The sequence below is a fragment of the Candidatus Eisenbacteria bacterium genome (assembly GCA_016235265.1).
Taxonomy (GTDB): domain Bacteria; phylum Eisenbacteria; class RBG-16-71-46; order RBG-16-71-46; family JACRLI01; genus JACRLI01.
In genome coordinates this window covers 175,417-200,354 of sequence record JACRLI010000004.1, presented here as the reverse complement: position 1 = coordinate 200,354, position 24,938 = coordinate 175,417, and the positions used below count along the sequence as shown (strand labels likewise).

Here is a 24,938-nt window from a genome sequence, read left to right as displayed (position 1 = left end):
GTCGCGCCGACGGGCGGGTCCGCGCTCAATGGCTCACGGGAGCCATCAGCATGGTCGCACTGGGCGGGCCCGATACCGGCGCGCATTCGGCCCTGCCGTCGGTGCAGTACATGACCAGGAGGGAGCTGTTCCCATACAGCTCGCATGTGAGCCCCTCCTTGCAGTCCACGTCGGTGTTGCATCGCTCGCAGATGCCCATGCTGTGCGGGTCGTGATCGCCGCAGCCGTAGGTGACGAGAAGCGCCATCGTTCCGAGCAGCAGCAGGAGGGCGGATGGGAGATAGAGGAAGATGCGCCTCGGGAGCGCGGCCGGGCTCGGGCTTGCGGGCTGGGCGGTCATCGGGCTTTCTCCTGTCAGGGCTCGCCCGACCGCTCATGCGGCCGGGTTGGGATCTCACGAGAAGCTGGCTTCGCACGACCTGACGTACATTCTCTCCCAACCTGCGGCGGGAGTTCGCGATGGAGCCAAGAGGGTACGTTCGGGCTTGGTTTTCCGTCAACCTGGGTGCGAGCGGGCAAATGGAGGCGAAGAAGTCGGCTGGCGCTGCCTCCGCGTCCGGTCACTCCCGGTCAAGCCCACCATCACCGATGGTATTACGCAATATTACAACAAGTTACCGCCTCTTTGTCTGTTTCCTGCCCATCCGGGCACTTTCCACTTGATTCCTGCCCTTCCGTGCAGTACTCTTCGATTCGTGAGGTCGTGGGACGCGCCCTCACCAGGGCCATTCGGCCCGGGCCGGGCATTCTGCGCCCCGGTCCGGAGACCGAAGAAAGGGACGACATGCTGACGGACCGAGAGAGAGAACTGCTGAACCTGATCGTGCGGCTCACGGAGGAGCGGAGCTTTCCGCCCACCATCCGCGAGATCGGGGAGGCCGCGGGCATCCGCTCCACGAACGGGGTCCGCTACTTCCTGGAGCGCCTCGAAGCCAAGGGCTATGTGCGGCGCAGCCAGGGCCTCTCACGCGGCATCGAGCTGACCCATGCCCCGTCCAGTCCCACTCTCGCGGCGTCCGCGCCGCAGCCGGTTTCTGTCCCCCTGCTGGGTCGAGTGGCTGCCGGTCTTCCGGTTCTCTCCGACGAGAACGTGGAGGATACGCTGCTCCTCGACCCCAGCATGGCGGGGCACGGCAAGGTGTTCGCCCTGCGCGTGCGCGGGGAATCCATGAAGGACGCGGGCATCCTGGACCGGGACGTGGTGGTGGTGAGGGAGCAGCGCGAAGCCCGCTCCGGTGACATCGTGGTGGCGTTGGTGGACGGCGAGGCCACAGTGAAGACCTACCGAGCCAAGCGAAGCGGTATCGTCCTCGAGCCTGCCAACGCCGCCTTTGAACCCATCGAGATCGCCGCGCGCCAGGAGCTGGTGCTGCTGGGCAAGGTGGTCGCGGTGTTGCGGAAGGTGGAGTAGCCGGGCGCAGCCCGGAGATCGGTCCGGCGAAGCGCCGGTTCGTTCGCTCCCACCTTGAGTCCCGGCGCGGCCGGGCCGAAGAATCAACATCTCGCGCGCTGTGCGTAGGGCCCCCCGACGCGCATCGCGGTGGGGCAGGTGCACCCCTGAACTGCACATTTGCGCAAGGAGTCATGCCATGTCGACCGCATTTCCGAGGTTCGATCGTCCGGCCGCCCGCACTTCACAGGGAGCTCCCGGCTCGTCCCCGGCGCGCATCACCCCCCTGCCCGTGAGGCGCGCGGCCGGAGCCGGCGCCGGGGCCGGGGCCGCGGGAACCGCGCAGGGCAAGCGCGCCGTGGAGATGGTCGCGCTGGAATGCCTGCACCTGGTCTCGCTGTTCACCGTGGGCCGCAAGCCGGTGCTGGTGGGCGACGTGGCGTTCGAGCTGAACCAGGCGCTGGAGGAACTGTCGGAGCAGTCCGGCTACCGGCTGGTGTCGGTGGCCACCAACCCCGACCGCCTGGACGTATTGGTGGAGCTGGACGGCCTGCACCGCCCCGAGTCCGTGACCCGGGAGGTGCGCGGGCTCACCAGCCTGCGACTCATGCAGGCGTTCCCGGCCCTGCGCCTGAAGCTCCGCTCGAACCGGCTCTGGGACGAGGATCGCCTGTAGAACCGCTTGGTGGGTGGCCGCTCGCCGCCCTTTGGAAGGGGCCCCGTGATCCAGTCGGTCCAGGAACCGATCGAAGTCATCTCCGTTTTTTCCGAGGGCCACGCGCAGCCGCTCCGATTCAAGTGGCGCACCCGCGTGGTGAAGGTTTCGAAGGTGACCGGGGAGTGGGTTCGCAAGGAGGGGGATGCCCGCATCCATTACTACTCGGTGCTGGGCGAAACCTCCGACTACTTCGAACTGGCATACGACGCCCGCAAGATGCAGTGGACCCTGGCAAAGGTGTGGCTGGATGGAGCGTGAGGGAGGCATCGAATCGAGAGGAACCCGGCGGAAACGCCGTCACGATCACGCCCCACGATTCCATCCAGCCACCTGAATTCCGGGCGCGCAGCGCCCCGCGGGAAACGGGAGCGGCCGGCCGGCCGGCTCCCGGGGTGATCGCACTCCCGAGGGGCAGCGCCCGCGGGGGGCGACCCGGAGACCGGCTTCGGCGCGGCCTCCAGGCTCCGCCCCCTGACCCAAATCCCGGTCCCGGTGCGGAACGGACTGCAGCAGGCAGAACAGCACCCCGCACCGGGGCCGCTCAGTCGGCAGACGAAGGCTCGGACAATGGGCGGTCTGCAGACGAGCGAGCAGGCACGATGAGAGTGGAGCCCGTTTCCCGCTCCCCCGGGGAGCCATCGCTCCGCCGCGTGGTGTTCCACGTGGACATGGACGCCTTCTTTGCCTCGGTGGAGCAGCTCTTCAACCCCCGCCTGCGGGGCCGTCCGGTGATGGTGTGCGGCAGCACCCAGGGGCGCGGGGTGGTGGCCACCGCTTCCTACGAGGCCCGGCCCTTCGGGGTGCGCTGTGGCATGCCGGTGGCCGAGGCGCGCCGGCTCTGTCCCCACGGCGAGTTCGTGGAGGGGGACCCGACCAAGTACATCCACCTCTCCCTGGAGGTGCTGGACATCCTGCGCTCGGCCAGCCCCACCGTCGAACCATTCAGCATCGACGAGGCGTTCCTGGAACTTACCGGGCAGGTGCGGGGCAGGCCGGGCATGCTGGCGCTGGCATCGCGCATCCAGCGGCGCATCCGTGACGAGCTGCGCCTCACCGCCTCGGTGGGCATCGGGCCGAACAAGTTCGTGGCCAAGATGGCCTCCGGGGTGCACAAGCCCGAGGGACTGACCTGCTTCTCGGAGGCCGACTTCCGAAGGCACTTCGGCCCCCAGCCGGTCCAGGAACTGTGGGGGGTGGGGGAAGCCACCGCGAAGGCCATGAACGCGCTGGGCATCCTGACCGTGAACCAGCTCGCGGCCGCACCCCGCGAGATCCTCTCCGCGACTTTCGGCGTGGTGGGGCCGGGGCTGAAGCTGGTGGCCCGCGGCGAGGACGACTCGCCGGTGGTGCCCTACGACCAGTCGCCCGACGCCAAGTCCATCGGCCACGAGCACACCCTGGCGCGCGACGAAGCCGATCCCGAGAGGCTGCACGCGCACCTGCTGCGCCTCAGCGACCAGGTGGCCCGCCGCGCGCGCGCCCAGGGCTTCGCCGGTCGCGTGGTGAGCGTGAAGGTGCGGCAGGGGGATTTCACCACCCGGCAGGGGCAGCAGCGGCTGGGTAGCTGGGTGAGCGGTGGGCTGGAGATCTACCGGGCGGCGGCGGCGCTGTTCCGGCGGCTGCAGGAGGCGGAAGTCAACACCGCCACGGAGGCGCGGGACGTCTCCTCGCTCGCGAGCCGCAGGCACCGCGGCGTCCGCCTGCTCGGGGTCTCCCTGTCCGAGCTCACCCGGATGTCCCCGGACCCTCAGCAGCTGCTGTTCCCGGTGGAGCGGCGCTCCCGTATCATGATCGAGGCCGTGGACGCGCTGCGCGACCGCCTGGGGGAAGACGTGCTGGTGCGCGCGGGCGCGATGATCTGCAGGGACTGAGAACGGGGCCGCGCCATGCCACCTTCCCGCCGCAGCCGCAAGTCGGACTCGCAGCCCTGCCTGTGGGCTGAGGACGCACCCGTGCCGCAGTCCGAGTCCTCGCGGCAGCCCGCGCCCGGGGATGGTCCGGCCGCGTCCTCCGAAGGTTCCGACGCCGCGCCCGCGCCCCCCGTCGTCCACCCCTCCGCCACTTCCCCCGTCGTCGTGGGCACCTCCGGCTACTCCTTCGCCGACTGGCTCGGTCCGTTCTACCCCTCGGGCACCCCCAAGTCCGCCATGCTCCCGCACTACGCCCGGCAGTTTCCGGTGGTGGAGGTGAACGCCACTTACTACCGCATCCCGCCCCCGCGCACCATGGAGCAAATGGAGCGCAAGACGCCCCCGGGCTTCGAGTTCATGGTGAAGCTCCACCAGGACATGACCCACAGGGGCTCCACCGACCCCTCCCTGTACCGCGAGTTCCTCGCGGCGCTGGAGCCTCTGCGGGAGTCCGGAAAGCTGAAGGGTCTGCTGGCCCAGTTCCCTTGGGCGTTCCGATATGCCCCGGAGAGTCTGCGGCACCTGGACTTCCTGCGAAACGCCTTCCCGGACGATCCGCTCCACGTGGAGTTCCGCCGCGACGAGTGGGACCGGCCCGACGTGTTCGGCCTCTTGAGAGAGCGCGGAATCGGCTATTGTTGTGTGGATGAGCCCGCCCTGCCGGGGCTGGTGCCGCCGCGTGCGGTCGCCACCACCGGGACGGGCTACGTCCGCCTCCACGGCCGCAACGCCGCCAACTGGTGGGGCCGGGGCGGGGGGGACCGCTACGACTACGACTACAACGAGGCGGAGCTGCGCGAGTGGCTCCATAGAATCCGCGAGCTGGCTTCGCAGGCGGCCCGCACCTACGTCTTCTTCAACAACTGCCACGCCGGGCACGCGGCCGCAAACGCGATGCTGATGCAGGAGATGCTCCGGCGGGACGGACTGGCCCTGTGACGGGCGGTCCGCCCGGGCGCAGGGGAGGAACCCGATGATCCGTGACGCGCGACCGTCCCCTTCGGTGGCATGCCGCCCCGCCATGGCGCAGTGCCTCACCGGTTCCGCCCCGGCGCGGTGGCCCGTCGGTTGCGCCCCGGTGCGGTGGTACTCGGGCCGCTCCTGGGTGGTGTGGCTCGCCGGCCTCGCCCTGGCACTCGGACTCATCACCGGTCCGGGCGTGGCCCCCGCCGCTCCTGCCGGTGCCGCTCCCGCCAGCGCCGCTCCCGCCAGTGCCGCTCCCGCCGGTGCCGCTCCCGCCGGTGCCGCCACCGCCGCCGAGGAGAACGCCCCGCAGGAGACGGGCCCGCTGGTCCTGCCCCGCGCCGTGGAGGACAGCGTGCTGCAGCTGGTCTCGCAGGGCCAGACGCTCCTGATTCGCGAGACGGATCCGAAGTACACCGGCCCCGCGCTGGACCACCCGAAGGCCTGGCAGTGCTTCATCGAAGCGCTGCACGTGCTCGTGGTGGCCCTGGGAGACCGCGTCCTCGAAGACTCCCGCGGCCCGCAGTACCTCACCGACCACGGCCTGCGCGCCAACGTCCAGCGCTCGAAGCAGCGCGGCTTCCCGATCCTCGTCACCTTCTACAACGGCATGCGTCCCGATGAGACCGCCCTGTACCTCATGGACAGGACTCCGACGGGCGTCGGCTCGGTGCGCCTGCCGTCCCCGGACCCGTGCTGCTTCTCCGGGCAGGCCGTCCGCGCCTGGACGGAAGGCGGCCGGGACTATGCCATCATGAGCCTCCAGGGCGTGGGCTCGGCAGTTTCCCGCTACAGCCTGCAGGTGCTGCGGCGCGATCCGGAAGGCTGGAAGCCCGTCGCGACGTACGACGAATCCAGGTTCGGCCGCAACGCCACCGTCGGACTGGATTCACCCACCTCCGAGTTCCCGCGTCTGGACGTGATCCAGATCCAGGTATCGAACCTCTTCAGCAACCCGCCCACGCAGACCAACGTGCTGCTCCGGAGCCGCTACGAAGTGCACGCCGATTCCCTGCACACCAGGTCCCGCGGCCTGGACCCGTCCTCCTTTGGCCCCTCGTCCTGGGTGATGGAAGCGCTGGCGCGCGGGCACAAGGAATGGGCGCTGCCCTACGCGCGCAGCGCGGCCGCCCTGGACAGCATCGCGGCCCTGCCCTGGGACAAGGCCTCCTCGGGTTGGAGGCTCGAGTCTTTCGGCGCGCGCTTCGACACCATGACCGTCTCGCATCCCGCGGTGGGCCGGCTGCGCGTCTTCGGCGGCCAGCGCGACCGGCGCTGGGCGTACTTCGGCTACGAAGTGGACACTTCCACCCCGCCCGCTCCGGAGAGGCGGCACACGCCACCATCGAAGAAGCGCTCGGGCCCGGCAGGCGAGGCTGAGCGCAAGCCCGGGAAGACCGGTCCATGAGCGCGCCGGGCTCCCCTGGGTCCCCGGACGTCCCCGGAAACGCCCCCGGGAATGGCCCCTCCCGCCTGCCCGGCCCGCCCAGCCTGCGCATCGCCGTCGGCGTGCTGCTGGTGGTGATGATCTTCGGCGTGGGCGGCTTGCTGGCGGTGGCCGAGCGCGCGGGCTGCCTGCGTCGCGGCCCGCGCGGGCCGCAGACCGCGGCCCAGCTTCCGCCGCCACCCGCGCCGGACTCCGCGGGAACCTGGCTGGACAGCGGCGATTCGCTGCTGGGCGTGGATCCCGGCGCCGATCCCGCCTCGATGCGCCGCGGCTTCGACCTCTGGGCGCGCGCGCTGTCCTCCATGGCGCCGCCGTCCGCGGACTCCATGCCGGGCCTGCCGGTGCTGCGCAAGCTGCTGGACTCGATGGGTGTCCCCGCGGAGCTGGCCCGGGCGCCGGGCGACGCCCGGGCCGTGCTGGTCACCTTCCGTCCGCGGGCGGCGGTGCGCTACCGCGCGCCTTACCTCTTCTACCGGCTGGGCGGGCGCATCGGCTGGGTGTCGCTGCAGATCAGCAACCCCACGCGCGTCGCGTCCGCCGCATGGTTCACCCACGACGGGTTGCACGCCGCCGCGGCCGGCGTGATCTCCACCGCCGAGGGGCCGCGCTTCGCATTCGACGGCCTGGACCTGCAGGGCAGGGGGGGATGGGCGTCGTGGGACTCGCTGCCACCCGCGGACTCGCTGGCCGGCGCGGCCGCCATCACCGGGGAGGTGACGGCCGGGCTGGACCCCGGATTCGTGGAACAGCCGGGCGCCGCGCCGCTGCTGGTGATCCGCCGCCCGGTGGGCCACGGTCCGTTTGAAGAGTGCGCCGCGTGCCCGCGGCGTTACGTGAGCCGCATCTGGCGCCTGGGGGCGGGGAGCCTCACGTTCGTGACCGAGCAGCCGGAGGACTCGCCCTACGCGGCGCTGGCCGGGTTCCTGGAATCGCTGCCGCGCGGACGCGACGAGGCGTCCCGCTTCGCGTGGGACGCCGCCGTGATGGACGCCGCCGAGGCGCAGCGCCTCGACGCGGTGCTGCCCGAGGGGTCCTGGCGGCTGCAGGCCGGCCACACGGAGTCCGACTCGGTGTTCCTGGCCAGCCGGCTCGGTTCCGACACCTTCCGCTTCGGCATGCACTTCGACGGCTCGCGCTGGCGCGTGGGCTCGGTGGAGCGCGCGCGGGGTGCGCACCGGTGAAGCGCGGCGAGTTCGACGGCAGCAACGGCGGCGTGCTGGATCCCGGCTCGCACCGCCCGCCGCCAGAGAACCTCTTCGCCGACTTCGGGCTGGTGCCGGCCACGCGTCACGACCCCGCGTCGCTCCCGAATCCGCCCGGGAAGCCGCGCGTCTCCGACCCTCGCGCGGCCCGCCCGTCGTTCGATTTCGACCGCTTCCTCGCGGAGCTCACCCACCGCCGCGACTACGCGGGCCAGGTGGTCCACGTGCAGCGCATCCCGCCTCGCGAAGCCGCCTGGGCCGAACCCACCGCGCCGCTCCCGGCGCCCCTCGCGGCCTCGCTGGAGCGCGCGGGGATCACCCGGCTCTACCGGCACCAGGCGCGCGCCGTGGACCTGGCGCGCGAGGGCAGGAGCCTGGTGGTGGTGAGCGGCACGGCCTCCGGCAAGACGCTGTGCTACAACCTCCCGGTGCTGGAGCGGCTGATGGCCGAGCCGGGCGCGACCGCGTTCTACCTCTTCCCCACCAAGGCGCTGGCGCAGGACCAGCTCAAGGCGCTGCGCAGGCTGGCCGACGGCGCGCCGGAGCTGGGCGACCTGGTGCGCGCCGGCACCTACGACGGCGACACCACCCCGCACACGCGCAAGAAGCTGCGTGACACCGGCAACGTGGTGCTCACCAACCCCGACATGCTGCACCAGGGGGTGCTGCCCTATCACGACCGCTGGGCGCGCTTCTACGCCTCGCTGCGCTACGTGGTGGTGGACGAGATCCACAGCTACCGCGGCATCTTCGGCTCGCACGTGGCCCACGTGCTGCGCCGGTTGCGGCGCGTGGCGCGCCACTACGGCGCCGACCCGGTGTTCATCGCCTCCTCGGCCACCATCCGCAACCCCTCGGAGCTGGCGGAGGCGCTCTTCGGCATGCCCGTGGACCTGGTGGACCAGGACGGTTCGCCGCGCGGGCCGCGGCACTTTGTGTTCTGGAACCCGCCGTTCCTGGACGACGCGAAGATGGAGCGGCGCAGCAGCAACGTCGAGGGCCAGGAGTTGTTCACCTCGCTGGTGCGCGACGACGTCCAGAGCATCGTGTTCACCCGGGCGCGGGTGACGGCGGAGTTGATCTACCGCTACGCGCGCGAGGCGCTCTCGCGCGACCGGCGCGACCTGGCCGAGGCGGTCAGCCCCTACCGGGGCGGCTACCTGCCCGAGGAGCGGCGCGACATCGAGCGCCGGCTGTTCTCGGGCGAGCTCAAGGGCGTGGTGAGCACCAACGCGCTGGAGCTGGGGATCGACGTGGGCAGCCTGGACGCGTCCATCCTGGTGGGCTTTCCCACCACCATCGCCTCCGCGTGGCAGCAGGCGGGCCGCGCGGGGCGCGGGCGGCACCCCAGCATGGCGGTGCTGGTGGCGTACAACGACCCCATCGACCAGTACCTGATGCGCCACCCCGAGTATTTCTTCGCCGCTTCGCCCGAGGCCGCGGTGATTGACCCCGAGAACCCGCACATCCTGGCCTCGCACCTGGCGTGCGCGGCCTACGAGCTGCCCATCCGTCCCGGCGACGACGAGTGGTTCGGGCCGCTGGCGGGCGAGGTGGCGCGCATCCTGGAGGAGGAGGGGCAGCTCAAGCAGCTCGAGGGCGCGTGGTACTGGTCCAGCACCGAGTTCCCCGCCGCGCGCACGCCGCTGCGCACCATCTCCGACGACACCTTCACCATCGTGGACTCCGGGCGCGAGAACGCGGTGCTGGCCACGGTGGACGCCATCAGCGCACCGGAGCTGGTCTACCCCGAGGCCATCTACCTGCACGAGGGCGACACGTTCTTCGTGCGCGAGCTGGACCTGGCGCAGAAGGTGGCCTACGTGGAGAAGCGCCAGGTGGACTACTACACCCAGGCGGTGCTGGACTCCAACCTGCGCGTGACGAGGCAGGGCGCGGAGCGCGAGTTCCTTCCCGGCGAAATGGCGCGCACCGGCGAGGCCACCGTTTCGTGGGCCACGGTGGGGTTCAAGAAGATCAAGTTCCACTCGCTGGATTCCATCGGCTACCGCGCGCTGGAGCTGCCGCGGCTCAAGCTGGATACCCAGGCGATGTGGTTCCGCCCCTCGGATCGGGCGTGGCTGGACGTGGTGCGCCAGGGCCGCAACCCGGTGGAGGGGCTGGTGGGGCTGCGCAACCTGCTCATCACCATCGTGCCGCTGATGTCCATGTGCGACCGCTCCGACCTGGGCGGCATCGTGGACTCCGCCAATTTCGGCAAGCCCACCATGTTCCTCTACGATCGCTATCCCGGCGGGCTGGGCTTCGCCGAGCAGGGTTTCCAGCGTTTCGAGGACGCCCTGCGCGCCGCGCGCGACCTGCTGGAGGAATGCCCCTGCGCCGCCGGCTGCCCCTCGTGCGTGGGGCTGCCCATCCTGCGCCCGGCGCAGCAGCAGGACCCCGACGTGCAGCACGGCTGGCCCATCCCCGAGAAGGAGACCACCCGCACGCTGCTGCGGAGCATCCTCGGTGGCGTCTGAGCGTATGAAGGAGCGCCTGCAGGCGCTCAAGCGGGGCACGAGGGGCGCGGGCGGCGCGGGCGCGGCGCGCGCCGGGGGCACCGGCGCGGCGCGCCCGGGTGCCCGCGCCCCGGCACGCGCCAACGCTGCAAAGCGACCCGCTGCCGCCCGCCGCGCGGGCTCCGCCGGCGCCTCCGTGGCCCGCAGTGAGGTTCACATCGAGCCCGTGGGCGTGGAGGTGTACCTGCCCGGCGGCGAGATCGACACCGCGCACGGTCCCCTGTTCCTCCACGAGCGCCGCCGCTCCGAACTGGACAAGTTCACCGCCCGGTTCCTGCGCCGGCTGGACGCCGCGCGCAAGCGGGCCCTGAAGCTCGACCTGCACGAACAGCTGGCGAAGCTGCTGGACGACGGCCTGGGCAAGGCGCTGTTCCTGGACCTCGAGACCGCCGGCCTGGTGCAGTGCCCGGTGTTCCTCACGGGCGTGATGGTGGCGGGCCGCAACGACTGGATTCTGCGCCAGTACTTCGCCCGCCACTACGCCGAGGAGAAGGCGCTGATCCGGGCCACCATCGACCTCCTGGACGAGCGCCCCAACCTGGTCACCTTCAACGGCCGCAGCTTCGACTGGCCCATGATCAAGACGCGGGCGGCGTACCACCGGCTCAAGGTGCCGGCCGACCCGTTCCACGTGGACCTGCTTCCGCATTCCCGCCGCCACTGGCGCGGCCACTTCGAGAACTGCCGCCTGCAGACGCTGGAGTGGAAGGTGGTCGGCCGGCGCCGGATGGGCGACGTCCCCGGCTCGGAGATCCCCGGCCGCTATCACCGTTACGTCAAGAACGGAGACCCCTACCCCCTGGTCCCGGTCTTCCACCACAACATGCTGGACCTCGTGACGATGGCCGACCTGCTGGTGGAGATGCTGGAGTTGGAAGTGGGCGCCTAGGGCAGGGGCACGGGGCAAAGGCCCCGGGCCGGCAGCCATAAATGCTTGCCCTACAACGCCGGAGCGCTACGTGGTACCCTCAAGGCAGGGTGGGCAAGGTCTGCTGACCCGCGATTTCGGCACCTCCCGGCCCTGGAGGCCCCTTGCCTGACGGTCACGTCAACCTCGACACCTGGCTGGCGGAGTCCGGCTTCGACACATCGAGGCTCCGGGCCCGGGCGGTGGCGGCGCTGAAGGCGGGAGGGGTGATCGGGGAGCGGCCTCGGGTGAACATCTCCGAGGACAAGCTCGGGCGCGCGGCGGAGGCGTTGCGCGCGGCGTTCGCGGTGCACTGCCCGGACAAGGACTGCGCTCGGTTCGCGAAGGAAGCCGCGGGAGGGCGTGAGGTGGTGGCCACCGCGCGGCGCGAGGCGTGCGCCTTCTGCGTGGGCTCGAATTCCCGGCGCGCCTTCGAGCGGGCCCGACGCGCGTGTGTGGACTCGGGCCTGGTGCGCTGGCTGGTGGTGGGCGGCAGTCCGAATTACCGGCAGGATCTGCTGAGTTACCTGGACGGCGCGCCGGAGCTCGAGGTGGTGCTGGACGAGGGCCGCTCGCACGATTCGCGGGCCCTGCGGGCGCGGGGCGCCCGGGCGCAGGCCATCGCGATCCTGGCCACCACGCAGATCAATCACAAGGACACGGCCGTCTACACCCGCGACTTCAAGCCGAAGGTGATCACCGTCCCGGCCCGCGGGCTGGAGGCGCTTTTCGAGGAAATGGAGCGCCGCGCGAAGCGCGGAGCTTGAGGCACCGCACGTCCACGGGTGCCTGCACGCCGCCGCACGTCCGCGGCCGCCCGCAGGCCCCCGCGCGCCGCGCGCACCGAAGGAGACCCCCATGATCCACAGCACCGACGCCGTGCGCGATTTCCTGGCCAGCCGGGGGTGTGACGAGGCCACCGTGGACCGCGGCCTGGAGGGCCTGCTCGCGGACTGGGAGGCGCTCACTTCCGAGGTGGCCGACTCGGGATATGTCCTCAGCCTGAGCGCCTACCTGGGCGAGATGGATGGCCGCGAGCTGCTGGAGGGGGCGCTGCAGGCCCTGGATGCCGGAACGCGGACCCGGGTGCGCCCGCGCCTGGGACTGGCGGACAACCGGATGCTGGAGGCCACCGTCCCCTGCGGCACCTGCCTGTGGGGCGACGACATCGCGACCGACCACCACTGGGACCAGGTGCGCCAGTGGTGGTACTTCCGCGTGCCGAAGGACTACTCGCTGGAGTTCGAGGGCGACCTGGAAGCGGCGGGCATCGAGCTGCTGGCGGAGTGAGCCTCGCGGTTGGCCTGCCACACGCCGACCGAGACCAGCGCGCCGCCGATCAGGAAGCTCAGCCCGAGCTGTTCGTGCAGGAATATCCAGCCCCACAGCAGCGCCAGTGGTGGCGTGATCAGCGAGATGGTGGACGTGCGCGTGGCGCCCCAGTTGTGGAACAGCCGGAACACCAGCGCAAAGGCGATCACCGTTCCGAACCACGAAAGGTACAGGATCGCCACCAGGCCCATGGGGTCCATGCGGCGGATGGGGTGGGGCTCCAGCAGCAGCGCGAAGGGCACCAGCATCAGCCCGCCGAACAGGTTGGCCCACGCCAGCATGGTGAGCGGCGGTTTCTTCTCCAGCCGCTTGCGCGAGAACACCGCCATGTAGGCCTGCGTCACCGCCGCGACCAGCACCGCCGCGGCGCCCGCCCAGTCCGCCGCGCCGTGCAGCCTCGAGAAGCACACGATCACCACCCCCGCGAACCCCAGCAGGATGCCCGCCACCTGCCCGAGGCGAAACTTCTCGTGCGTCAGCAGGAAGTGCGCGAGCACCGGCACGGTCACCACGTGCACCGCGAACAGCACCGCGGTGAGGCCGCTGGGCAGCTTCGCCTCGCCCCAGTACACCAGGAAGTAGGGCAGGGCGCACATGCCGAAGCCCTGGAAGGCCAGCGTGGCGAATTCGCGGGCGCCGCGGGGCGAGGGCTCGCCCCCACGGCGGGCCATGATCCACAGCACCGGGGCGGCCAGCAGGAACCGGACGGCGAGCGAGGTGATTGGGGTCACGCTCTCCAGCCCCACCTTGATGAACAGCCACGTGGAGCTCCAGATGAGCGCGCACAGCGCGTAGGCGACGAGATTCCCCATGAGTCCGCCAGTTTGACACGTTTCGGGACGGTTTCTATAGTCGAATCATGACCCGCACGCGTCCCGCGTGGGATTTCCGCGCCAGCCTGATCCTCTCCGCCGTGCTGCATGTCACGGTGCTGGCGTGGCTGTGGCTGCACCAGCCGCAGGTGATCGAGGTGAGCCTGCCGGGGAGCTACACGGTGGACCTCGTGGGCGGCGCCACCGAACCGGTCGCGCCCGCCCCGGTGACGGGACCGCCGATCCCGGTGCCGCGCGACGAGGTGGTGGCCTCGCCGAAGAAGGTCCGGCCGGTGGCCCGGCCGGCCCCCGCGCCCCCGGCGCAGACCCAGCGCCCGCCGGTGCCCAACGCCCCGCCGGGGCCGGCCACGCCGGCCACGCCGGAGGCGCGCATCGGGCTCTCGGGGGCGCCCGGTGTGGCTTCCGACTTCCCCTTCAGTTACTATCTGGTTTCGGTGCGCAACGTGATCGGGCGGAACTGGCTCGAGCCCGGGGTGTCGCGGCGCACCCGCACCACCATCGCATTCCGCATCCGTCGCGACGGCACGGTGGAGGACGCGCGCGTGGAGACCCCCTCCGGCGTGCCCCTCTTCGACCAGGCCGCGCTGCGCGCGGTGCTGGCGTCGTCCCCCCTTCCGCGGCTGCCGGCGGATTTCAAGTCCGACCAACTGGGAGTCCATTTTGACTTTGAAGTCACGCGCTGAGCGGACGCTGGCCGCGGCCGCGCTGCTGCTGGCCGTGGTGGTCGCGCAGGACACGCCCGCGCCGGCCTCGGCGCAGACCCCCGACGTGCGCATCCGCATCAAGCGCGGGTCCATCACTCGGCTGGCGCTGCGGCTGGACGAGTGGGTGCCTTCGGGCGACCTGGCCTCCTCGCAGACCGCGGCGCAGCAGGCGCGCGCGGTGGTGAAGAACGACCTCACCATCAGCGGCCTGTTCACGCTCACCGAGGGCCCCGCGGTGACCGACAGCGCCGCCCTCTCGGGGCTCTCCGAGCAGGCCGAGCTGGCGGTGGAGATCCGCGCGCACGGCAGCGATTTCGAGGTCCAGGCGCGCCTCTACGGGCTGCCGGGCCGGAGCCTGATCTCGGAGAAGAGCTACCGGGCCAGCGACGTGCAGTTGCGCCGCGCCGCGCACCAGCTCTCCGACGACGTGGTGTTCCAGCTCTCGGGGGAGAAGGGGATCGCGCAGAGCCAGCTGGCGTGGGCGCAGAAAGTGGGCGGCGCCAAGGAGATCTTCGTGGCCGACTACGACGGCTACGGCGCCCGCCAGGTGACCCGCGACCGCAACCTCGATTTCTCGCCCGCGTTCTCGCCCGACGGGCGCACGCTGGCGTTCACCTCCCTGCGCGGGCGCACCTTCGCCATCGTGCTGCTGGAGCTGGGCACCATGCGCGAGAAGGTGCTGGCCTCGTATTCGGGCAGCGCCCTGTCGCCCTCGTTCTCGCCGGACGGGGAGGAGGTGGCATTCGCCACCAGCCGCGACGGCAACCACGAGATCTACGCCATACGCCGCGACGGCACCGGCCTGCGCCGCCTCACCCACAGCCCGGGCATCGACGTGCAGCCTTCGTACTCACCCAACGGTCGCCAGGTCGCCTTCTGCTCCGACCGGGCGGGCTCGGCGCAGGTGTACGTCATGGAATCCGACGGGTCCAACCCGCGGCGCGTCACCCGAGACCAGGCGCGCAACGAGGCGCCCAGCTGGTCGCCCAAGGGCACGCTGCTGGCGTTCATGGCCCGGCAGGGCAACGGCTACGACGTGTGCATGGCGGACGCGTCCGGCGGGCAGGTGTACAACCTCACCCAGGGCAAGGGCAGCAGCGAGAGCCCCCACTGGGCGGGCAACGGCCGGCACCTGGTGTTCGTGTCCAACCGGGACGGGCGGCCGCGGCTCCACATCCTGAACACCGACAGCGGGGAGACGTTCGCGCTGCCGCCCGCGGAGGGCGTGCAGACCCCCGCCTGGTCGCGATAGGGTTCATGTGGTGGGACGGGTGCGAGGTGCGGGTCCGTGCCCCCGGACAGCAGCGAGGTGCGGATCGGCCCCCGGATGAGTGTCAGCCGGCGGGCGGTCAGCCGAGTGGTTTTGTGGTAGGATTCGTCGAAGACCCCCGGGCTTCCTTCTTTGATTCCATTGGGAGGTTTGTACCATGAGACGCCCCGTGTGGATGTTGATCGTGGCAGCGGCGCTCGTCCTCAGCCAGCTGGCCGTGACCGGATGTTCGCGGAAATCCGTGGAGTCCGAGGGCCCGACGACCGACGTCGTGAAGCCGCCCGCCACCGATACGAACCCGCCCGAGACCACCAAGCCGACCGACGGCCCCGAGTCGTCGCAGGACGAGACGGGTTTCACCTACAAGGACGTGTACTTCGCCTACGACGACGCCACCCTCTCCGAAGAGGCGCGCGGCGTGCTCTCGCGCACCGGGGCGCACATGTCCAAGAACGACGTGCGCGTGGAAGTGCAGGGCAACTGTGACGAGCGCGGCTCGGTGGAGTACAACCTGGCGCTGGGCGAGCGGCGCGCGAACAGCGTGAAGGAGTACCTGGTCAGCTACGGCGTCGGCGGCAACCGCCTGACCACCGTGAGCTTCGGCAAGGAAAAGCCCGTGGACCAGGGCCACGACGAGTCCGCGTGGGCGAAGAACCGCCGCGCGCACTTCGTGGTCCGGTGAGGCCGGCGGGAGCGCCATGCGCACCGTTGAACTGAGGGCGACGCGCGGACACGGGGCCGCGCGTCGCGTCATCGCGTTGCTGCCGGTCGCGCTGGCCCTGCCGCTGCTGGCGGGCTGCTACGGTGGCAAGACCTTCCAGGCGGTGCAGCGCCTCGAGCTGCGCGCGGCGGCGCTGGACTCGCTCCAGCGCATCCAGCTCGCCGAGACCGCCAAGCTGCGCAAGGAGGTCTCGTCCCAGAACGACTTCCTGCGTTCCACCAAGGCCGACAGCGACGTGCGCATCGCCGAGATGGCGCGCCGGCTGGACACCGTGATCGGCAAGCTGGAGGACAGCAACCAGCGCTTCGCGGAGGTGCTGCAGAAGATTGACGCCTCCCGCGCGCCGGCCTTCCAGGACACTTCGTCCGCCGACTCCTCCGCGCGGCCCGAGCTGCGCGACCCCAAGCCGCTCTACGACGCCGCCTATGCGGACTACACCAACGGCAAGTACGACCTGGCCCGCGCCGGGTTCCAGCAGTACGTGACCGGTTTTGCCTCCACCGAACTGGCCGGCAATGCGCAGTTCTGGATCGGGGAGACGTTCTACCAGCAGGGTCGCTTCACCGAAGCAGCCCCGGCCTACCAGGCGGTGCTGGAGAAGTATCCGCACAACATCAAGTGCCCCGCCGCGATGCTCAAGCTGGGCCTGAGCCAGGCCGCGCTGGGCCAGCGGGCGGAGGCGCGCGCCACGCTGCGCCGGCTGGGCCAGGAGTATCCCGGCACCGAGGAGGCGCGGCTGGCCGCGCAGAGGCTTAAGAAACTGTAGCCCCCGCGGGCCCCACCCGCCGGGCCCGCCAAGCGCGACCAGGGTTCCCCGGAGGCAGCCATGTCGTGCGGCCGCGTCTTCCTGCCCTTCCGCAGTCCCGCAGGTCCTGCGACAGCCGGTGGGCTTCTTTCCGCCGCGCTGTTTCTCGGCGCGCTCGTCGGCGGCTGCGGCGACCCGATCGTTGAGCCTCTCACAGAGCATGGCATGCTGAGCATCACTTCCGTTCCCACGCATGCCGAGATCTACATTGATGGCCGGGACATGGGGGTGCGGACACCGTACGAGTTCGGTTCCTTCGCGGTGGGAACGCACACGGTGCGGTGCGCGATCCTGACTCCCGTCGACCTGGAATCGGTGGAGCGCGTCACGGTGTTCGTGGACAGCCTGACCCGGCACGCCGCCGAGCTGGTCCCGGCCGCGCAGGTCATCCAGCCCACGACACCGGAATACGCGATCGCCAAGATCCAGAAGGCGTGGGGGCAGATGAATGCAGAACAATACCGGCAGTACCTGTCCCCCCAGTTCGTGTTCCGGTTCCAGGAAGCCGATGTCATCGGCGGGTCACCGGACTCGATGGTCCTGGGCCAGGAACTCACGTTCGCGAGCAACCTCTTCGAGATGGGAGTTCCGGGGAAGGGACTCCCCCGTGCAAGCCGGATCGGCCTGGCGTTCATGACCCTCGATTCCGGTCCGGACCCGCGCCCGCGACATGAGAGCTGGAGAATGTACCGGATGTCGTCCGAGCTGTCGGTGACCTTCGGCGACGGAAGCCAGATGGGCGTCCGTTCCCCGGTCGTGCTCTACTTCAAGCCCCGGGGTGACGGTACCTGGGTGCTCGCGGAGTGGGTGGATCAGCCGGCCGGTGCCGCGGAGCGAATTCCGCTGGAGGCGGCGTCATCCCAAGTCCTGCGGCCGCTGCCTGCTGCAAGGACCACGTGGGGTCACCTACGCATTCTCTACCGGTAGACGTCCCAGGCCGCGCCACGACCCTCCCAGACCGCGCGGGGGAGGAGGATCCATGAGCCCGACCCGGAAGTTCCCGCGCGGCACGGCCGCTGCGCACTCCGTTCCCGCGGAACGGCCTTACGCACCCGCCGCTCGCGCCGCGTTCGCGGCGCTCCCCCTCGCCGCGGCGCTGCTTTCAGGCTGCGTCGAGGAAGCCACCGGCCCGCCGGGCATCGGCACGCTGAATCTCGTGTCGGTGCCATCCGGTGCAGCGGTCACGATGGACGACAGCCCCGTCCAATGGGCCACGCCCCATCTCTTCGATTCGCTCCGGGTGGGACCGCACCGCGTCACCCTGTCCCTTCCGGGCTACGCCGACACTTCCATCACCTTCACGATCGCCCGCTACGACATCCGGAGCCTCACGGTGGCGCTGCCGTTCGACTACCGCCGGCCCACCTCGCCCGCCATCGCGACCCGCAACATCGCCGCGCTGTTCATGCGCCGCAACCCGGAGCTCTACCCGCAGCTGCTGGCCCCGGGGTTCAAGTTCCGCTTCCAGGACAGCGACAAGGTGCCCGGCCAGTCCGATTCCCTGGACTACGACGACGAGGTGCAATTCGGCTGGAACCTGCTGCTCCGCGGCAAGCCTGCAAACGGGCTTCCCCAGGCCGTCCGCGTGACGGCCGAGCTCGATGTGCACCGCGAGGAGTCCGATCCGCGGCCGGGTCACGCAGGCTGGGTCCGCTGCGCCACGCACACCTATCTCTCCATTTCGTTCCGGGACAGCAGCCGGGTCGAGGCGCTCACGGCCGCGTGGCTCACGTACATGCCGGACTGGACGGGGACGTGGAAGCTGGCGGAGTGGAGCGAGTTCCCGGACGCGAACAGCCCCGGTGTCCGCCGCGCCACCTGGGCGGTCACAGGCGGGATGGCGTCCCGCTGGGCCCGCGCCGCGGGATTCGGCCCGCAGCCCGCTTCGCCGCCGAGCTGGGGCAGGCTGCGGAGGCTGTACCGGTGAGGATGGAGGAGATCCTCATCGAGGGTGCGGCGGCGGTCCTGGCACCCGGAGATTCGCTTGGCCCTCAGCGTCTTTGACGACAAGTCCCGGCAGCCGGGCCCCGCGGACCTGGATCGCGCGCTCGGCAGGTCGGCCCCACTCTGGCACGGGCTCGTCGCGCACACGCGCGGCGCGTACGAGCCGGTGCTCGAAGTCTGGAACCTCGCCTCCCCCAAGTTCGGCTGGTCGCTGCGGCTGAAGCGCAAGGACCGCGTGATCCTGTATCTCACGCCGCAGGAAGGTCGCTTTCTGGTCGGACTCGTGCTCGGGGAGAAGGCGGCGAAGGCCGCGAAGGACGCCGGCCTGCCCGCGGCGGTCCTCGCGCTGCTGGACGCGGCGCCGCGCTACGCCGAGGGTCGCGGCATCCGGATCCAGGTCGGGACGCGCAAGGACGTGCTCGCGGTTCAACAGCTGGCGGCGATGAAGATGGCGGAGCGATGAAGCCGGGCCCCAGGCTCCCCCGCACCGTCGTCGGCCTGGGCCTGGTGAGCCTGTTCACCGATCTCTCCAGCGAGGCCATCTTCCCGCTGTTGCCCGCGTTCCTGGTGTCCCTGGGCTCCTCCAGCGCGTTCATCGGGCTGGTGGAGGGCGCGGCCGAGCTGGTATCCAACACGCTCAAGTTTGTCATGGGTCGCGTCACCGACCGGCGCGCGCGCCTCAAGCCGCTGGTGTTGCTCGGCTACGGAGTTTCCACCGTCGTGCGGCCCATGGTGGCGTTCGCGGCCGCACCATGGCACGTGCTGCTGGTGCGGGTGGGGGACCGGGTGGGCAAGGGGGTGCGCACCACGCCGCGCGACGCGCTCATCGCGTCCGTGGTGGACCCTTCGATCCGCGCGCGGGCCTACGGATTCCACCGGGCGATGGACCACGCCGGGGCCGTGGCCGGCACCCTGTTCGCCGCGGGACTGCTGTGGCTGCTGGGCGCCAGCGCGGGAGTGGGTCCGGAGAACGCCGCCAGGATGCGCACGGTGTTCCTGTGGGCGGCCGTGCCGGGCTTCGCCGCCATGCTGGCGCTGGCGCTGACGCCGGAGCCCGCCGCGCGCGCGATGGCCGGCACGGGAGGGCGTCCAATTGCCGCGCCCGCAAAGGCGGATGCCGACGCCGCGCACTCCGGCGCCGGGTCCGCGAGCGCGTCCGCCGCCGGCGGGCCCGGCGCGCTCCCACCGGCGCTGAAGCGCGCGCTGGTGGCCCTGACCATATTCGCGATCGCCAACGCCACCGACGCATTCCTGATCGTGAAAGCCGCGAAACTCGGCGCCTCACCGGCGCTCGCGCCCATGCTGTGGCTTACGCTGCACCTGGTGAAGGCCGCCACGGCCACCCAAGGAGGCCGGCTGGCCGACCGGTACGGCAAGCGCAACGCGCTGGTCCTGGGCTGGTGCGTCTACGGTGTGCTGTGGGGTGCGATCGGGTTCGTCCAGTCCCTGCCGCTGCTGTTCGTGCTGACCGCGGTCTACGGGATCTCGCACGGCCTGGTGGAGGGCGCGGAGCGCGGCCTCATCGCCGACCTGGCCGCCGGGCACGGCCGGGGCGCGGCATTCGGCGCATACAACATGCTCATCGGCCTGGCAGCTCTGCTGGCGAGCACCGCGTTCGGGGCGGTGTGGGACCGCTGGGGGAGTGTCGCGGCGTTCGTCGGCTCGGCGTCGTTCGCGCTGGTCGCCGCGGGGGTGCTGTTCGCGCTGGTGCCGGGGGCGCCCGGGTCAACGCGTGGTGGAGGGACTGAAGGAAGCAGTTGACACGGGAGCGAGGTGCTTGTACGCTAGACGTACAAGTGGAGAGAGCTCCCCCCGAGATGGCCATGACCAGGGACGGCGCCAGGGAGATCATTCGGAAGATACTCGCGGGAACGGTCCCATGTTCTCAATCGCTCCACTTCCTGCAGGAACTGGAAGCGCATGGCTACTCCATGTATGACGTGCGTTCCATCATGCAGAGCTGCAGGTTCGAGCACCCACCGTATTGGAGCGGCAAGCACGCGAACTTCAAGGCCTACCTGCGCGGCAAGTGCCTGGCATTCGGCAGACCGACCTGCGTTCTCCTGGGCCTGCTTCCGGACGGCCCCAATGTGTATGCGACCGTCTTCCCCATTGCCGACCCGACCAGGGAGGTTCCGAGGCGACCATGAGCACGAAGAGATGCCCTGCCTGCGGTAGTGACAGACTCGAAGTCCGGAAGCCCGGCGAGTATCGCTACCTGGGAGCCGGGCTGACCAACGTGTATTTGTGCGGCGGCGTCACTGTGTCGAAGTGCCCCGACTGCAAGGCTGCAAGGGTCACGATCTTCAAGGAATGGCAGCTTCTTCAGGTGATTGCCCTGGATCTGCTGGGTGAATCCCGCTACCTGTTCGGTGCCGAACTCAGGTTCCTTCGTTCTGCTTGCCGGCTCACACAGGCGGGCCTGGCTCTGCGACTCAGAATCCCGCGGCGGGCCACCATCGCCGAACGAGAGGCCAGTCCCAAACAGCCCCTGGAGTACGCATCAGAGATCGTCTACCGGCGGATCTTGCTTGGTGCGTTCATGAACCTGATAGGGAAGCCTGGCGAGAACCACCTTGCTCCCAGTCACATGAAGCGATTGAATGCCCTGGACAAGAACTTCTGGACGCTTGCCGACGGGATTGCCAGATCTCGACAGCCCAGGCTCCAAGTTGTCCAGGGCTCCGATCATTGGGAGCTCAGGCCTGCGGCATAGCTTTGCAGGGCGCACTCCTTGAAGGTCAGTTACCTGCCGAAGCCCCGTGACCGCGAGACAATGGAGCACGATGTGACCGGCACGATTCACCTCGCGGACAACCTCGACGTCCTGCGCAGCCTTCCCGCGGGCTCCGTGGACCTGATCTACATTGACCCGCCGTTCAATACCGGGAAGGTGCAGACCCGCAAGCAACTGAAGACCGTGCGCTCCGCGGAGGGCGACCGCACGGGATTCCAGGGCCGCCGCTACCAGAGTGTCGTCATGGGCACGATACGGTTCAGCGACCTGTTCGACGACTACCTGGCCTTCCTGGAGCCGCGCCTGGCGGAGGCGCACCGGGTCCTCGCGGCCCACGGATCCCTGTACCTGCACTTGGACTACCGCGAGGTGCACTACTGCAAGGTGCTCCTCGACGCCATCTTTGGGCGCGAGTGTTTTCTCAACGAGATCATCTGGGCGTACGACTACGGCGGCCGGCCCAGGCACCGGTGGCCGCCGAAGCACGACAACATCCTGCTGTATGCCCGGAACCCTTCGCAGCACGTCTTCAACGCGGAGGAGATCGAGCGCATCCCGTACATGGCACCCGGCCTGGTGGGCCCGGAGAAGGCCGCTCGCGGCAAGCTCCCGACGGACACCTGGTGGCACACCATCGTGCCCACCAACGGCCCGGAGAAGACCGGCTATCCGACGCAGAAGCCGCTGGGGATCCTGCGGCGCGTGGTCCAGGCCTCCTCCCGCCCGGGAGGGCTGGTGCTGGACTGCTTCGCCGGGAGCGGGACCACCGGCGCGGCCGCGCTGGAGCTCGGCCGCCGCTTCCTGCTCGTGGACAACAACCCCGAGGCCCTGGCGGTGATGGCCCGGCGCTTTCGGGGCGTGCCGGACATCGAGTGGGTGGGCTATGACCCCGGTCCGACCCCGGATCCGAAGAGCCCGCTGCCGCCCCAGCCCGTCTCCCCATGAACATCCTGGTCCTTGGCGGCACGCAATTCATCGGCCGGCACATCGTGGAGACCCTGCTTGCGGCCGGGCATGGCGTGAGCGTGCTCAACCGCGGGAAGTCACCGGATGAGCTGCCCCCGCGGGTGGAGCGCATCCGCGCGGACCGCGACCAGGGCCCCGCCGGGCTGGCGGGGCTGGCGGGCCGCTCCTGGGACGCGTGCATCGACGTCAGCGGGTACACCGCGGTGCACGTGCGGGCGAGCGCCACGGCCCTGCGGGAGCGGGTCGGCCGGTACGTCTACATCAGCGCGGTCGCCGTTTACGGCGATCCGGAACTCCGCCCGGTCCGCGAGAACCATCCCCGCGTGGCCCCGGCCGCCGAGGACGTGACCGAGCTGGACCAGGAATCCTACGGACGCCTCAAAGTGACCTGTGAGAACCTGGTCGAGGAGTTCTTCCCCGGCAGGTGCGCCCTCCTGCGTCCGCAGGTGGTCGCGGGGCCGCTGGATCCCAGCGGCCGCTACACCTACTGGGTGAAGAGGGCCACCCGGGGAGGGGAAATGCTCGCGCCCGGCGACGGGTGGGACCACGTCCAGGTCGTGGATGTGCGCGACGTGGCGCGGTTTGCGCGGGCCGTGGTGGAGGGTGGCCTGGGCGGGGCCTACAACCTGTCGGGCCCCCGGATCACCTGGGCGGAGTTCGTGGACATCCTGGGCGCCGAACGCGTCGCCTGGGTGGGCGCCCGGGTCCTGGAGGCCGCGAACTTGTCCTTCCTGGAGCTCCCGCTGTACCGGCCGGAGAGGGGTCCCCGCAGCGGCCTCATGGACGTGAGCAACGAGCGGGCCTGCGCGGCGGGCCTGGTGCTGACCGAGCCCGCTGTGACCGCGAGGGATACGGGCGACTGGATGCGGGACCGGGAAATGCCCGCCACGGCCCTGTCCCCCGCGCGGGAGGCGGATCTGATCGCGGCCTCCCGGAGGACGTCCGCGCGGCCCTGAGAACCAGCTCCCGCAGGGGCCCCGAAAACCCACCTCCGGAGCCCACCCAGCTTCATTTTCCCCTTGGAGTTAGCCCCATCCGGAGGTATCCTTAGAATTGGCCCCAGGGATGTGGCCGGAAAGCGAGGCCTCGATGTACCGAATTACCTCCGCGTGCACCGGGTGCGGCGTCTGCGCTGCGGACTGCCCCGTCGAAGCCATCGAGGAAACCACCCGCCGGTTGTATGCGATCGACGCGCAAACCTGCACCGAGTGCGGGATCTGCGAAGACGTGTGCCCGGAAGAGGCGGTCACCTACGAAGACGTGGCGGCGTCCCAGCCGGCTGCGGAGGTCCTGGCCCAGGCGGCAAGCTGATCGCCGCAGGGTCCGCCCCGAATGCACCACGCGCCATCCCAGGTATCCTGCATGTTCCGACGGCCGGGCCGACCGTGAGCCCGGCCGTTTCGATTGCCCGCAAGGAGATTCCATGTCCTCTCAGGTCACCGAAGAAGCCGTCCTCAAGGCGCTGAGCCGCGTCATCGACCCGGACCTGCACCGCGACATCGTGTCGCTGGGCATGGTCAAGGACCTCAAGATCGAGAACGACGAGGTGTGGTTCGACTACGAGCTCACGACTCCCGCCTGCCCGCTGAAGGAGAAGATGCGCTCCATGGCCGAGGAGGCGCTCGCCGGCGTGCCGGGGCTGAAGGCGCATCACATCAAGATGACCGCGCGGGTGCGCTCCGCGAAGGGCCTTCCCGACCGCGCGGAGATCCCCGGGGTCGCCAACATCATCGCGGTGGGCGCGGGCAAGGGGGGCGTGGGCAAGTCCACCGTGAGCGCCAACCTGGCGGTGGCGCTGGGCATGCTGGGCGCGCGCGTGGGGCTGATGGACGCGGACGTCTATGGCCCCAACATGCCGCTGATGATGGGTGTGGACGAGGCGCCCATGATGGAAGACAAGAAGATGATCCCGCTGGAGAACCACGGCGTGAAGATCATGTCCATGGGCTTCCTGCTCGATCCCGACCAGCCGGTGATCTGGCGCGGGCCGATGCTGCATTCGGCCATGAACAACTTCGTGCGCGACGTGAAGTGGGGCGAGCTGGACTACCTGGTGGTGGACCTGCCGCCGGGCACCGGCGACGTGTCGCTGTCGCTCTCGCAGCTGGTGCCGGTGGCGGGCGCGGTGCTGGTGACCACGCCGCAGGAAGTGTCGCTGGCCGACGTGTCCAAGGCCGCCAGCATGTTCCGCAAGCTCCAGATCCCGATCCTGGGCCTGGTGGAGAACATGAGCTACTTCATCTGTCCCCACTGCAACGAGCGCACCGACGTGTTCGACCACGGCGGCGGCCGGCGCCTCTGCGAGCAGATGGACATCGTGCTGCTGGGGGAGATCCCGATGCACCCGGCGGTGCGGCAGGCCGGGGACGCCGGCACCCCCATCGTGAAGCGCAATCCGGAGTCGCCGCAGTCCGAGGCGTTCCTGGCCCTGGCGCGCAACCTGGCGCAGCAGGTGAGTGTGGCGACACTGAAGTAGGAGCCAGGGGCGGCGCCGGGCACGTGAGGCGGAGTCTCGTCACGGGAGCGGTGCCGCACGCCCCGACGCCGCGACTCCGACGTCGAACTCCCGC

At 70.3% G+C, this 24,938-nt stretch carries 27 protein-coding genes; 25 read left to right on the top strand and 2 right to left on the bottom strand.

The window, feature by feature from the left end; genetic code table 11:
• Window positions 1-25 precede the first annotated feature (25 nt).
• Entirely contained in the window at window positions 26-340 is a 315-nt protein-coding gene (locus HZB25_02825; protein ID MBI5836158.1) for a hypothetical protein, read from the bottom strand.
• A gap of 444 nt (window positions 341-784) precedes the next feature.
• Here HZB25_02825 and lexA point away from each other — a divergent pair, with 444 nt between their 5' ends.
• From lexA to HZB25_02770, 11 genes are all read left to right on the top strand, one after another.
• Entirely contained in the window at window positions 785-1,411 is a 627-nt protein-coding gene (gene lexA, locus HZB25_02820) for a transcriptional repressor LexA (protein ID MBI5836157.1), read from the top strand.
• 178 nt (window positions 1,412-1,589) lie between these two features.
• A complete protein-coding gene (locus HZB25_02815) occupies window positions 1,590-2,066 on the top strand; it encodes a transposase (protein MBI5836156.1) in 477 nt (158 codons plus the stop codon).
• 45 nt (window positions 2,067-2,111) lie between these two features.
• Entirely contained in the window at window positions 2,112-2,366 is a 255-nt protein-coding gene (locus HZB25_02810; protein ID MBI5836155.1) for a hypothetical protein, read from the top strand.
• A 341-nt stretch (window positions 2,367-2,707) separates the two neighbouring features.
• On the top strand, window positions 2,708-3,979 hold the full coding sequence (gene dinB, locus HZB25_02805) for a DNA polymerase IV (GenBank protein ID MBI5836154.1): 1,272 nt from the start codon (window positions 2,708-2,710) through the stop codon (window positions 3,977-3,979).
• A gap of 81 nt (window positions 3,980-4,060) precedes the next feature.
• Window positions 4,061-4,957: a DUF72 domain-containing protein gene (locus tag HZB25_02800; protein ID MBI5836153.1), complete on the top strand. Its 897-nt coding sequence runs from the start codon at window positions 4,061-4,063 to the stop codon at window positions 4,955-4,957.
• 34 nt (window positions 4,958-4,991) lie between these two features.
• Complete coding sequence (locus HZB25_02795) at window positions 4,992-6,389, top strand: hypothetical protein (GenBank protein ID MBI5836152.1); 1,398 nt, start codon at window positions 4,992-4,994, stop codon at window positions 6,387-6,389.
• Complete coding sequence (locus tag HZB25_02790) at window positions 6,386-7,609, top strand: hypothetical protein (protein ID MBI5836151.1); 1,224 nt, start codon at window positions 6,386-6,388, stop codon at window positions 7,607-7,609. Before HZB25_02795 ends, HZB25_02790 begins: the two co-directional genes overlap by 4 nt.
• Window positions 7,606-10,110, top strand: coding sequence for a DEAD/DEAH box helicase (locus HZB25_02785; protein MBI5836150.1), 2,505 nt, complete (start codon window positions 7,606-7,608; stop codon window positions 10,108-10,110). Before HZB25_02790 ends, HZB25_02785 begins: the two co-directional genes overlap by 4 nt.
• Window positions 10,100-11,038 carry a ribonuclease H-like domain-containing protein gene (locus HZB25_02780; protein ID MBI5836149.1) on the top strand — a complete coding sequence of 313 codons (939 nt, stop codon included), beginning with the start codon at window positions 10,100-10,102 and terminating at the stop codon, window positions 11,036-11,038. Before HZB25_02785 ends, HZB25_02780 begins: the two co-directional genes overlap by 11 nt.
• A gap of 143 nt (window positions 11,039-11,181) precedes the next feature.
• Window positions 11,182-11,823 (top strand): hypothetical protein, encoded by a 642-nt coding sequence (locus tag HZB25_02775; GenBank protein ID MBI5836148.1) that lies wholly within the window; start codon window positions 11,182-11,184, stop codon window positions 11,821-11,823.
• A gap of 91 nt (window positions 11,824-11,914) precedes the next feature.
• Entirely contained in the window at window positions 11,915-12,346 is a 432-nt protein-coding gene (locus HZB25_02770; GenBank protein ID MBI5836147.1) for a hypothetical protein, read from the top strand.
• Here the strand turns inward: HZB25_02770 and HZB25_02765 are convergent.
• On the bottom strand, window positions 12,286-13,200 hold the full coding sequence (locus HZB25_02765; protein MBI5836146.1) for a DMT family transporter: 915 nt from the start codon (window positions 13,198-13,200) through the stop codon (window positions 12,286-12,288). The genes HZB25_02770 and HZB25_02765 overlap by 61 nt on opposite strands.
• Before the next feature lie 47 nt (window positions 13,201-13,247).
• Here HZB25_02765 and HZB25_02760 point away from each other — a divergent pair, with 47 nt between their 5' ends.
• The 14 genes from HZB25_02760 (at window position 13,248) to HZB25_02695 (ending at window position 24,844) form a co-directional block, all read left to right on the top strand.
• Complete coding sequence (locus tag HZB25_02760; protein MBI5836145.1) at window positions 13,248-13,904, top strand: TonB C-terminal domain-containing protein; 657 nt, start codon at window positions 13,248-13,250, stop codon at window positions 13,902-13,904.
• Complete coding sequence (locus HZB25_02755) at window positions 13,888-15,177, top strand: PD40 domain-containing protein (GenBank protein ID MBI5836144.1); 1,290 nt, start codon at window positions 13,888-13,890, stop codon at window positions 15,175-15,177. Before HZB25_02760 ends, HZB25_02755 begins: the two co-directional genes overlap by 17 nt.
• A gap of 175 nt (window positions 15,178-15,352) precedes the next feature.
• On the top strand, window positions 15,353-15,877 hold the full coding sequence (pal, locus tag HZB25_02750) for a peptidoglycan-associated lipoprotein Pal (protein MBI5836143.1): 525 nt from the start codon (window positions 15,353-15,355) through the stop codon (window positions 15,875-15,877).
• Window positions 15,878-15,893: 16 nt separating this feature from the next.
• Window positions 15,894-16,682: a tol-pal system protein YbgF gene (gene ybgF, locus HZB25_02745; GenBank protein MBI5836142.1), complete on the top strand. Its 789-nt coding sequence runs from the start codon at window positions 15,894-15,896 to the stop codon at window positions 16,680-16,682.
• Window positions 16,683-16,742: 60 nt separating this feature from the next.
• Complete coding sequence (locus HZB25_02740; protein ID MBI5836141.1) at window positions 16,743-17,648, top strand: PEGA domain-containing protein; 906 nt, start codon at window positions 16,743-16,745, stop codon at window positions 17,646-17,648.
• Between the two features lie 52 nt (window positions 17,649-17,700).
• Window positions 17,701-18,648, top strand: a complete 948-nt coding sequence (locus HZB25_02735) for a PEGA domain-containing protein (GenBank protein MBI5836140.1) — start codon at window positions 17,701-17,703, stop codon at window positions 18,646-18,648.
• 57 nt (window positions 18,649-18,705) lie between these two features.
• Window positions 18,706-19,128, top strand: a complete 423-nt coding sequence (locus tag HZB25_02730) for a DUF3788 family protein (GenBank protein ID MBI5836139.1) — start codon at window positions 18,706-18,708, stop codon at window positions 19,126-19,128.
• Window positions 19,125-20,426: an MFS transporter gene (locus HZB25_02725; protein MBI5836138.1), complete on the top strand. Its 1,302-nt coding sequence runs from the start codon at window positions 19,125-19,127 to the stop codon at window positions 20,424-20,426. Before HZB25_02730 ends, HZB25_02725 begins: the two co-directional genes overlap by 4 nt.
• Before the next feature lie 56 nt (window positions 20,427-20,482).
• The gene (locus HZB25_02720) at window positions 20,483-20,815 is read left to right on the top strand and encodes a hypothetical protein (GenBank protein MBI5836137.1); all 333 of its coding nucleotides are present in this window, start codon (window positions 20,483-20,485) and stop codon (window positions 20,813-20,815) included.
• Window positions 20,812-21,381 (top strand): hypothetical protein, encoded by a 570-nt coding sequence (locus HZB25_02715; protein MBI5836136.1) that lies wholly within the window; start codon window positions 20,812-20,814, stop codon window positions 21,379-21,381. Before HZB25_02720 ends, HZB25_02715 begins: the two co-directional genes overlap by 4 nt.
• A gap of 60 nt (window positions 21,382-21,441) precedes the next feature.
• Window positions 21,442-22,347 carry a site-specific DNA-methyltransferase gene (locus HZB25_02710; protein MBI5836135.1) on the top strand — a complete coding sequence of 302 codons (906 nt, stop codon included), beginning with the start codon at window positions 21,442-21,444 and terminating at the stop codon, window positions 22,345-22,347.
• Window positions 22,344-23,324, top strand: coding sequence for an NAD-dependent epimerase/dehydratase family protein (locus tag HZB25_02705; GenBank protein ID MBI5836134.1), 981 nt, complete (start codon window positions 22,344-22,346; stop codon window positions 23,322-23,324). Before HZB25_02710 ends, HZB25_02705 begins: the two co-directional genes overlap by 4 nt.
• A gap of 133 nt (window positions 23,325-23,457) precedes the next feature.
• Entirely contained in the window at window positions 23,458-23,679 is a 222-nt protein-coding gene (locus HZB25_02700; GenBank protein ID MBI5836133.1) for a 4Fe-4S binding protein, read from the top strand.
• Window positions 23,680-23,791: 112 nt separating this feature from the next.
• Window positions 23,792-24,844 carry an Mrp/NBP35 family ATP-binding protein gene (locus HZB25_02695; protein ID MBI5836132.1) on the top strand — a complete coding sequence of 351 codons (1,053 nt, stop codon included), beginning with the start codon at window positions 23,792-23,794 and terminating at the stop codon, window positions 24,842-24,844.
• Window positions 24,845-24,938: the final 94 nt, after the last annotated feature.

Excerpts from the sequence above, each read along its gene's own strand:
- HZB25_02825 (MBI5836158.1), bottom strand. The coding sequence starts at position 340 with ATGACCGCCCAGCCCGCAAGCCCGAGCCCGGCCGCGCTCCCGAGGCGC.
- lexA (MBI5836157.1), top strand. The coding sequence starts at position 785 with ATGCTGACGGACCGAGAGAGAGAACTGCTGAACCTGATCGTGCGGCTC.
- HZB25_02815 (MBI5836156.1), top strand. The coding sequence starts at position 1,590 with ATGTCGACCGCATTTCCGAGGTTCGATCGTCCGGCCGCCCGCACTTCA.
- dinB (MBI5836154.1), top strand. The coding sequence starts at position 2,708 with ATGAGAGTGGAGCCCGTTTCCCGCTCCCCCGGGGAGCCATCGCTCCGC.
- HZB25_02795 (MBI5836152.1), top strand. The coding sequence starts at position 4,992 with ATGATCCGTGACGCGCGACCGTCCCCTTCGGTGGCATGCCGCCCCGCC.
- HZB25_02790 (MBI5836151.1), top strand. The coding sequence starts at position 6,386 with ATGAGCGCGCCGGGCTCCCCTGGGTCCCCGGACGTCCCCGGAAACGCC.
- HZB25_02770 (MBI5836147.1), top strand. The coding sequence starts at position 11,915 with ATGATCCACAGCACCGACGCCGTGCGCGATTTCCTGGCCAGCCGGGGG.
- HZB25_02765 (MBI5836146.1), bottom strand. The coding sequence starts at position 13,200 with ATGGGGAATCTCGTCGCCTACGCGCTGTGCGCGCTCATCTGGAGCTCC.
- HZB25_02760 (MBI5836145.1), top strand. The coding sequence starts at position 13,248 with ATGACCCGCACGCGTCCCGCGTGGGATTTCCGCGCCAGCCTGATCCTC.
- pal (MBI5836143.1), top strand. The coding sequence starts at position 15,353 with ATGAGACGCCCCGTGTGGATGTTGATCGTGGCAGCGGCGCTCGTCCTC.
- ybgF (MBI5836142.1), top strand. The coding sequence starts at position 15,894 with ATGCGCACCGTTGAACTGAGGGCGACGCGCGGACACGGGGCCGCGCGT.
- HZB25_02740 (MBI5836141.1), top strand. The coding sequence starts at position 16,743 with ATGTCGTGCGGCCGCGTCTTCCTGCCCTTCCGCAGTCCCGCAGGTCCT.
- HZB25_02735 (MBI5836140.1), top strand. The coding sequence starts at position 17,701 with ATGAGCCCGACCCGGAAGTTCCCGCGCGGCACGGCCGCTGCGCACTCC.
- HZB25_02725 (MBI5836138.1), top strand. The coding sequence starts at position 19,125 with ATGAAGCCGGGCCCCAGGCTCCCCCGCACCGTCGTCGGCCTGGGCCTG.
- HZB25_02720 (MBI5836137.1), top strand. The coding sequence starts at position 20,483 with ATGGCCATGACCAGGGACGGCGCCAGGGAGATCATTCGGAAGATACTC.
- HZB25_02715 (MBI5836136.1), top strand. The coding sequence starts at position 20,812 with ATGAGCACGAAGAGATGCCCTGCCTGCGGTAGTGACAGACTCGAAGTC.
- HZB25_02710 (MBI5836135.1), top strand. The coding sequence starts at position 21,442 with ATGGAGCACGATGTGACCGGCACGATTCACCTCGCGGACAACCTCGAC.
- HZB25_02705 (MBI5836134.1), top strand. The coding sequence starts at position 22,344 with ATGAACATCCTGGTCCTTGGCGGCACGCAATTCATCGGCCGGCACATC.
- HZB25_02700 (MBI5836133.1), top strand. The coding sequence starts at position 23,458 with ATGTACCGAATTACCTCCGCGTGCACCGGGTGCGGCGTCTGCGCTGCG.
- HZB25_02695 (MBI5836132.1), top strand. The coding sequence starts at position 23,792 with ATGTCCTCTCAGGTCACCGAAGAAGCCGTCCTCAAGGCGCTGAGCCGC.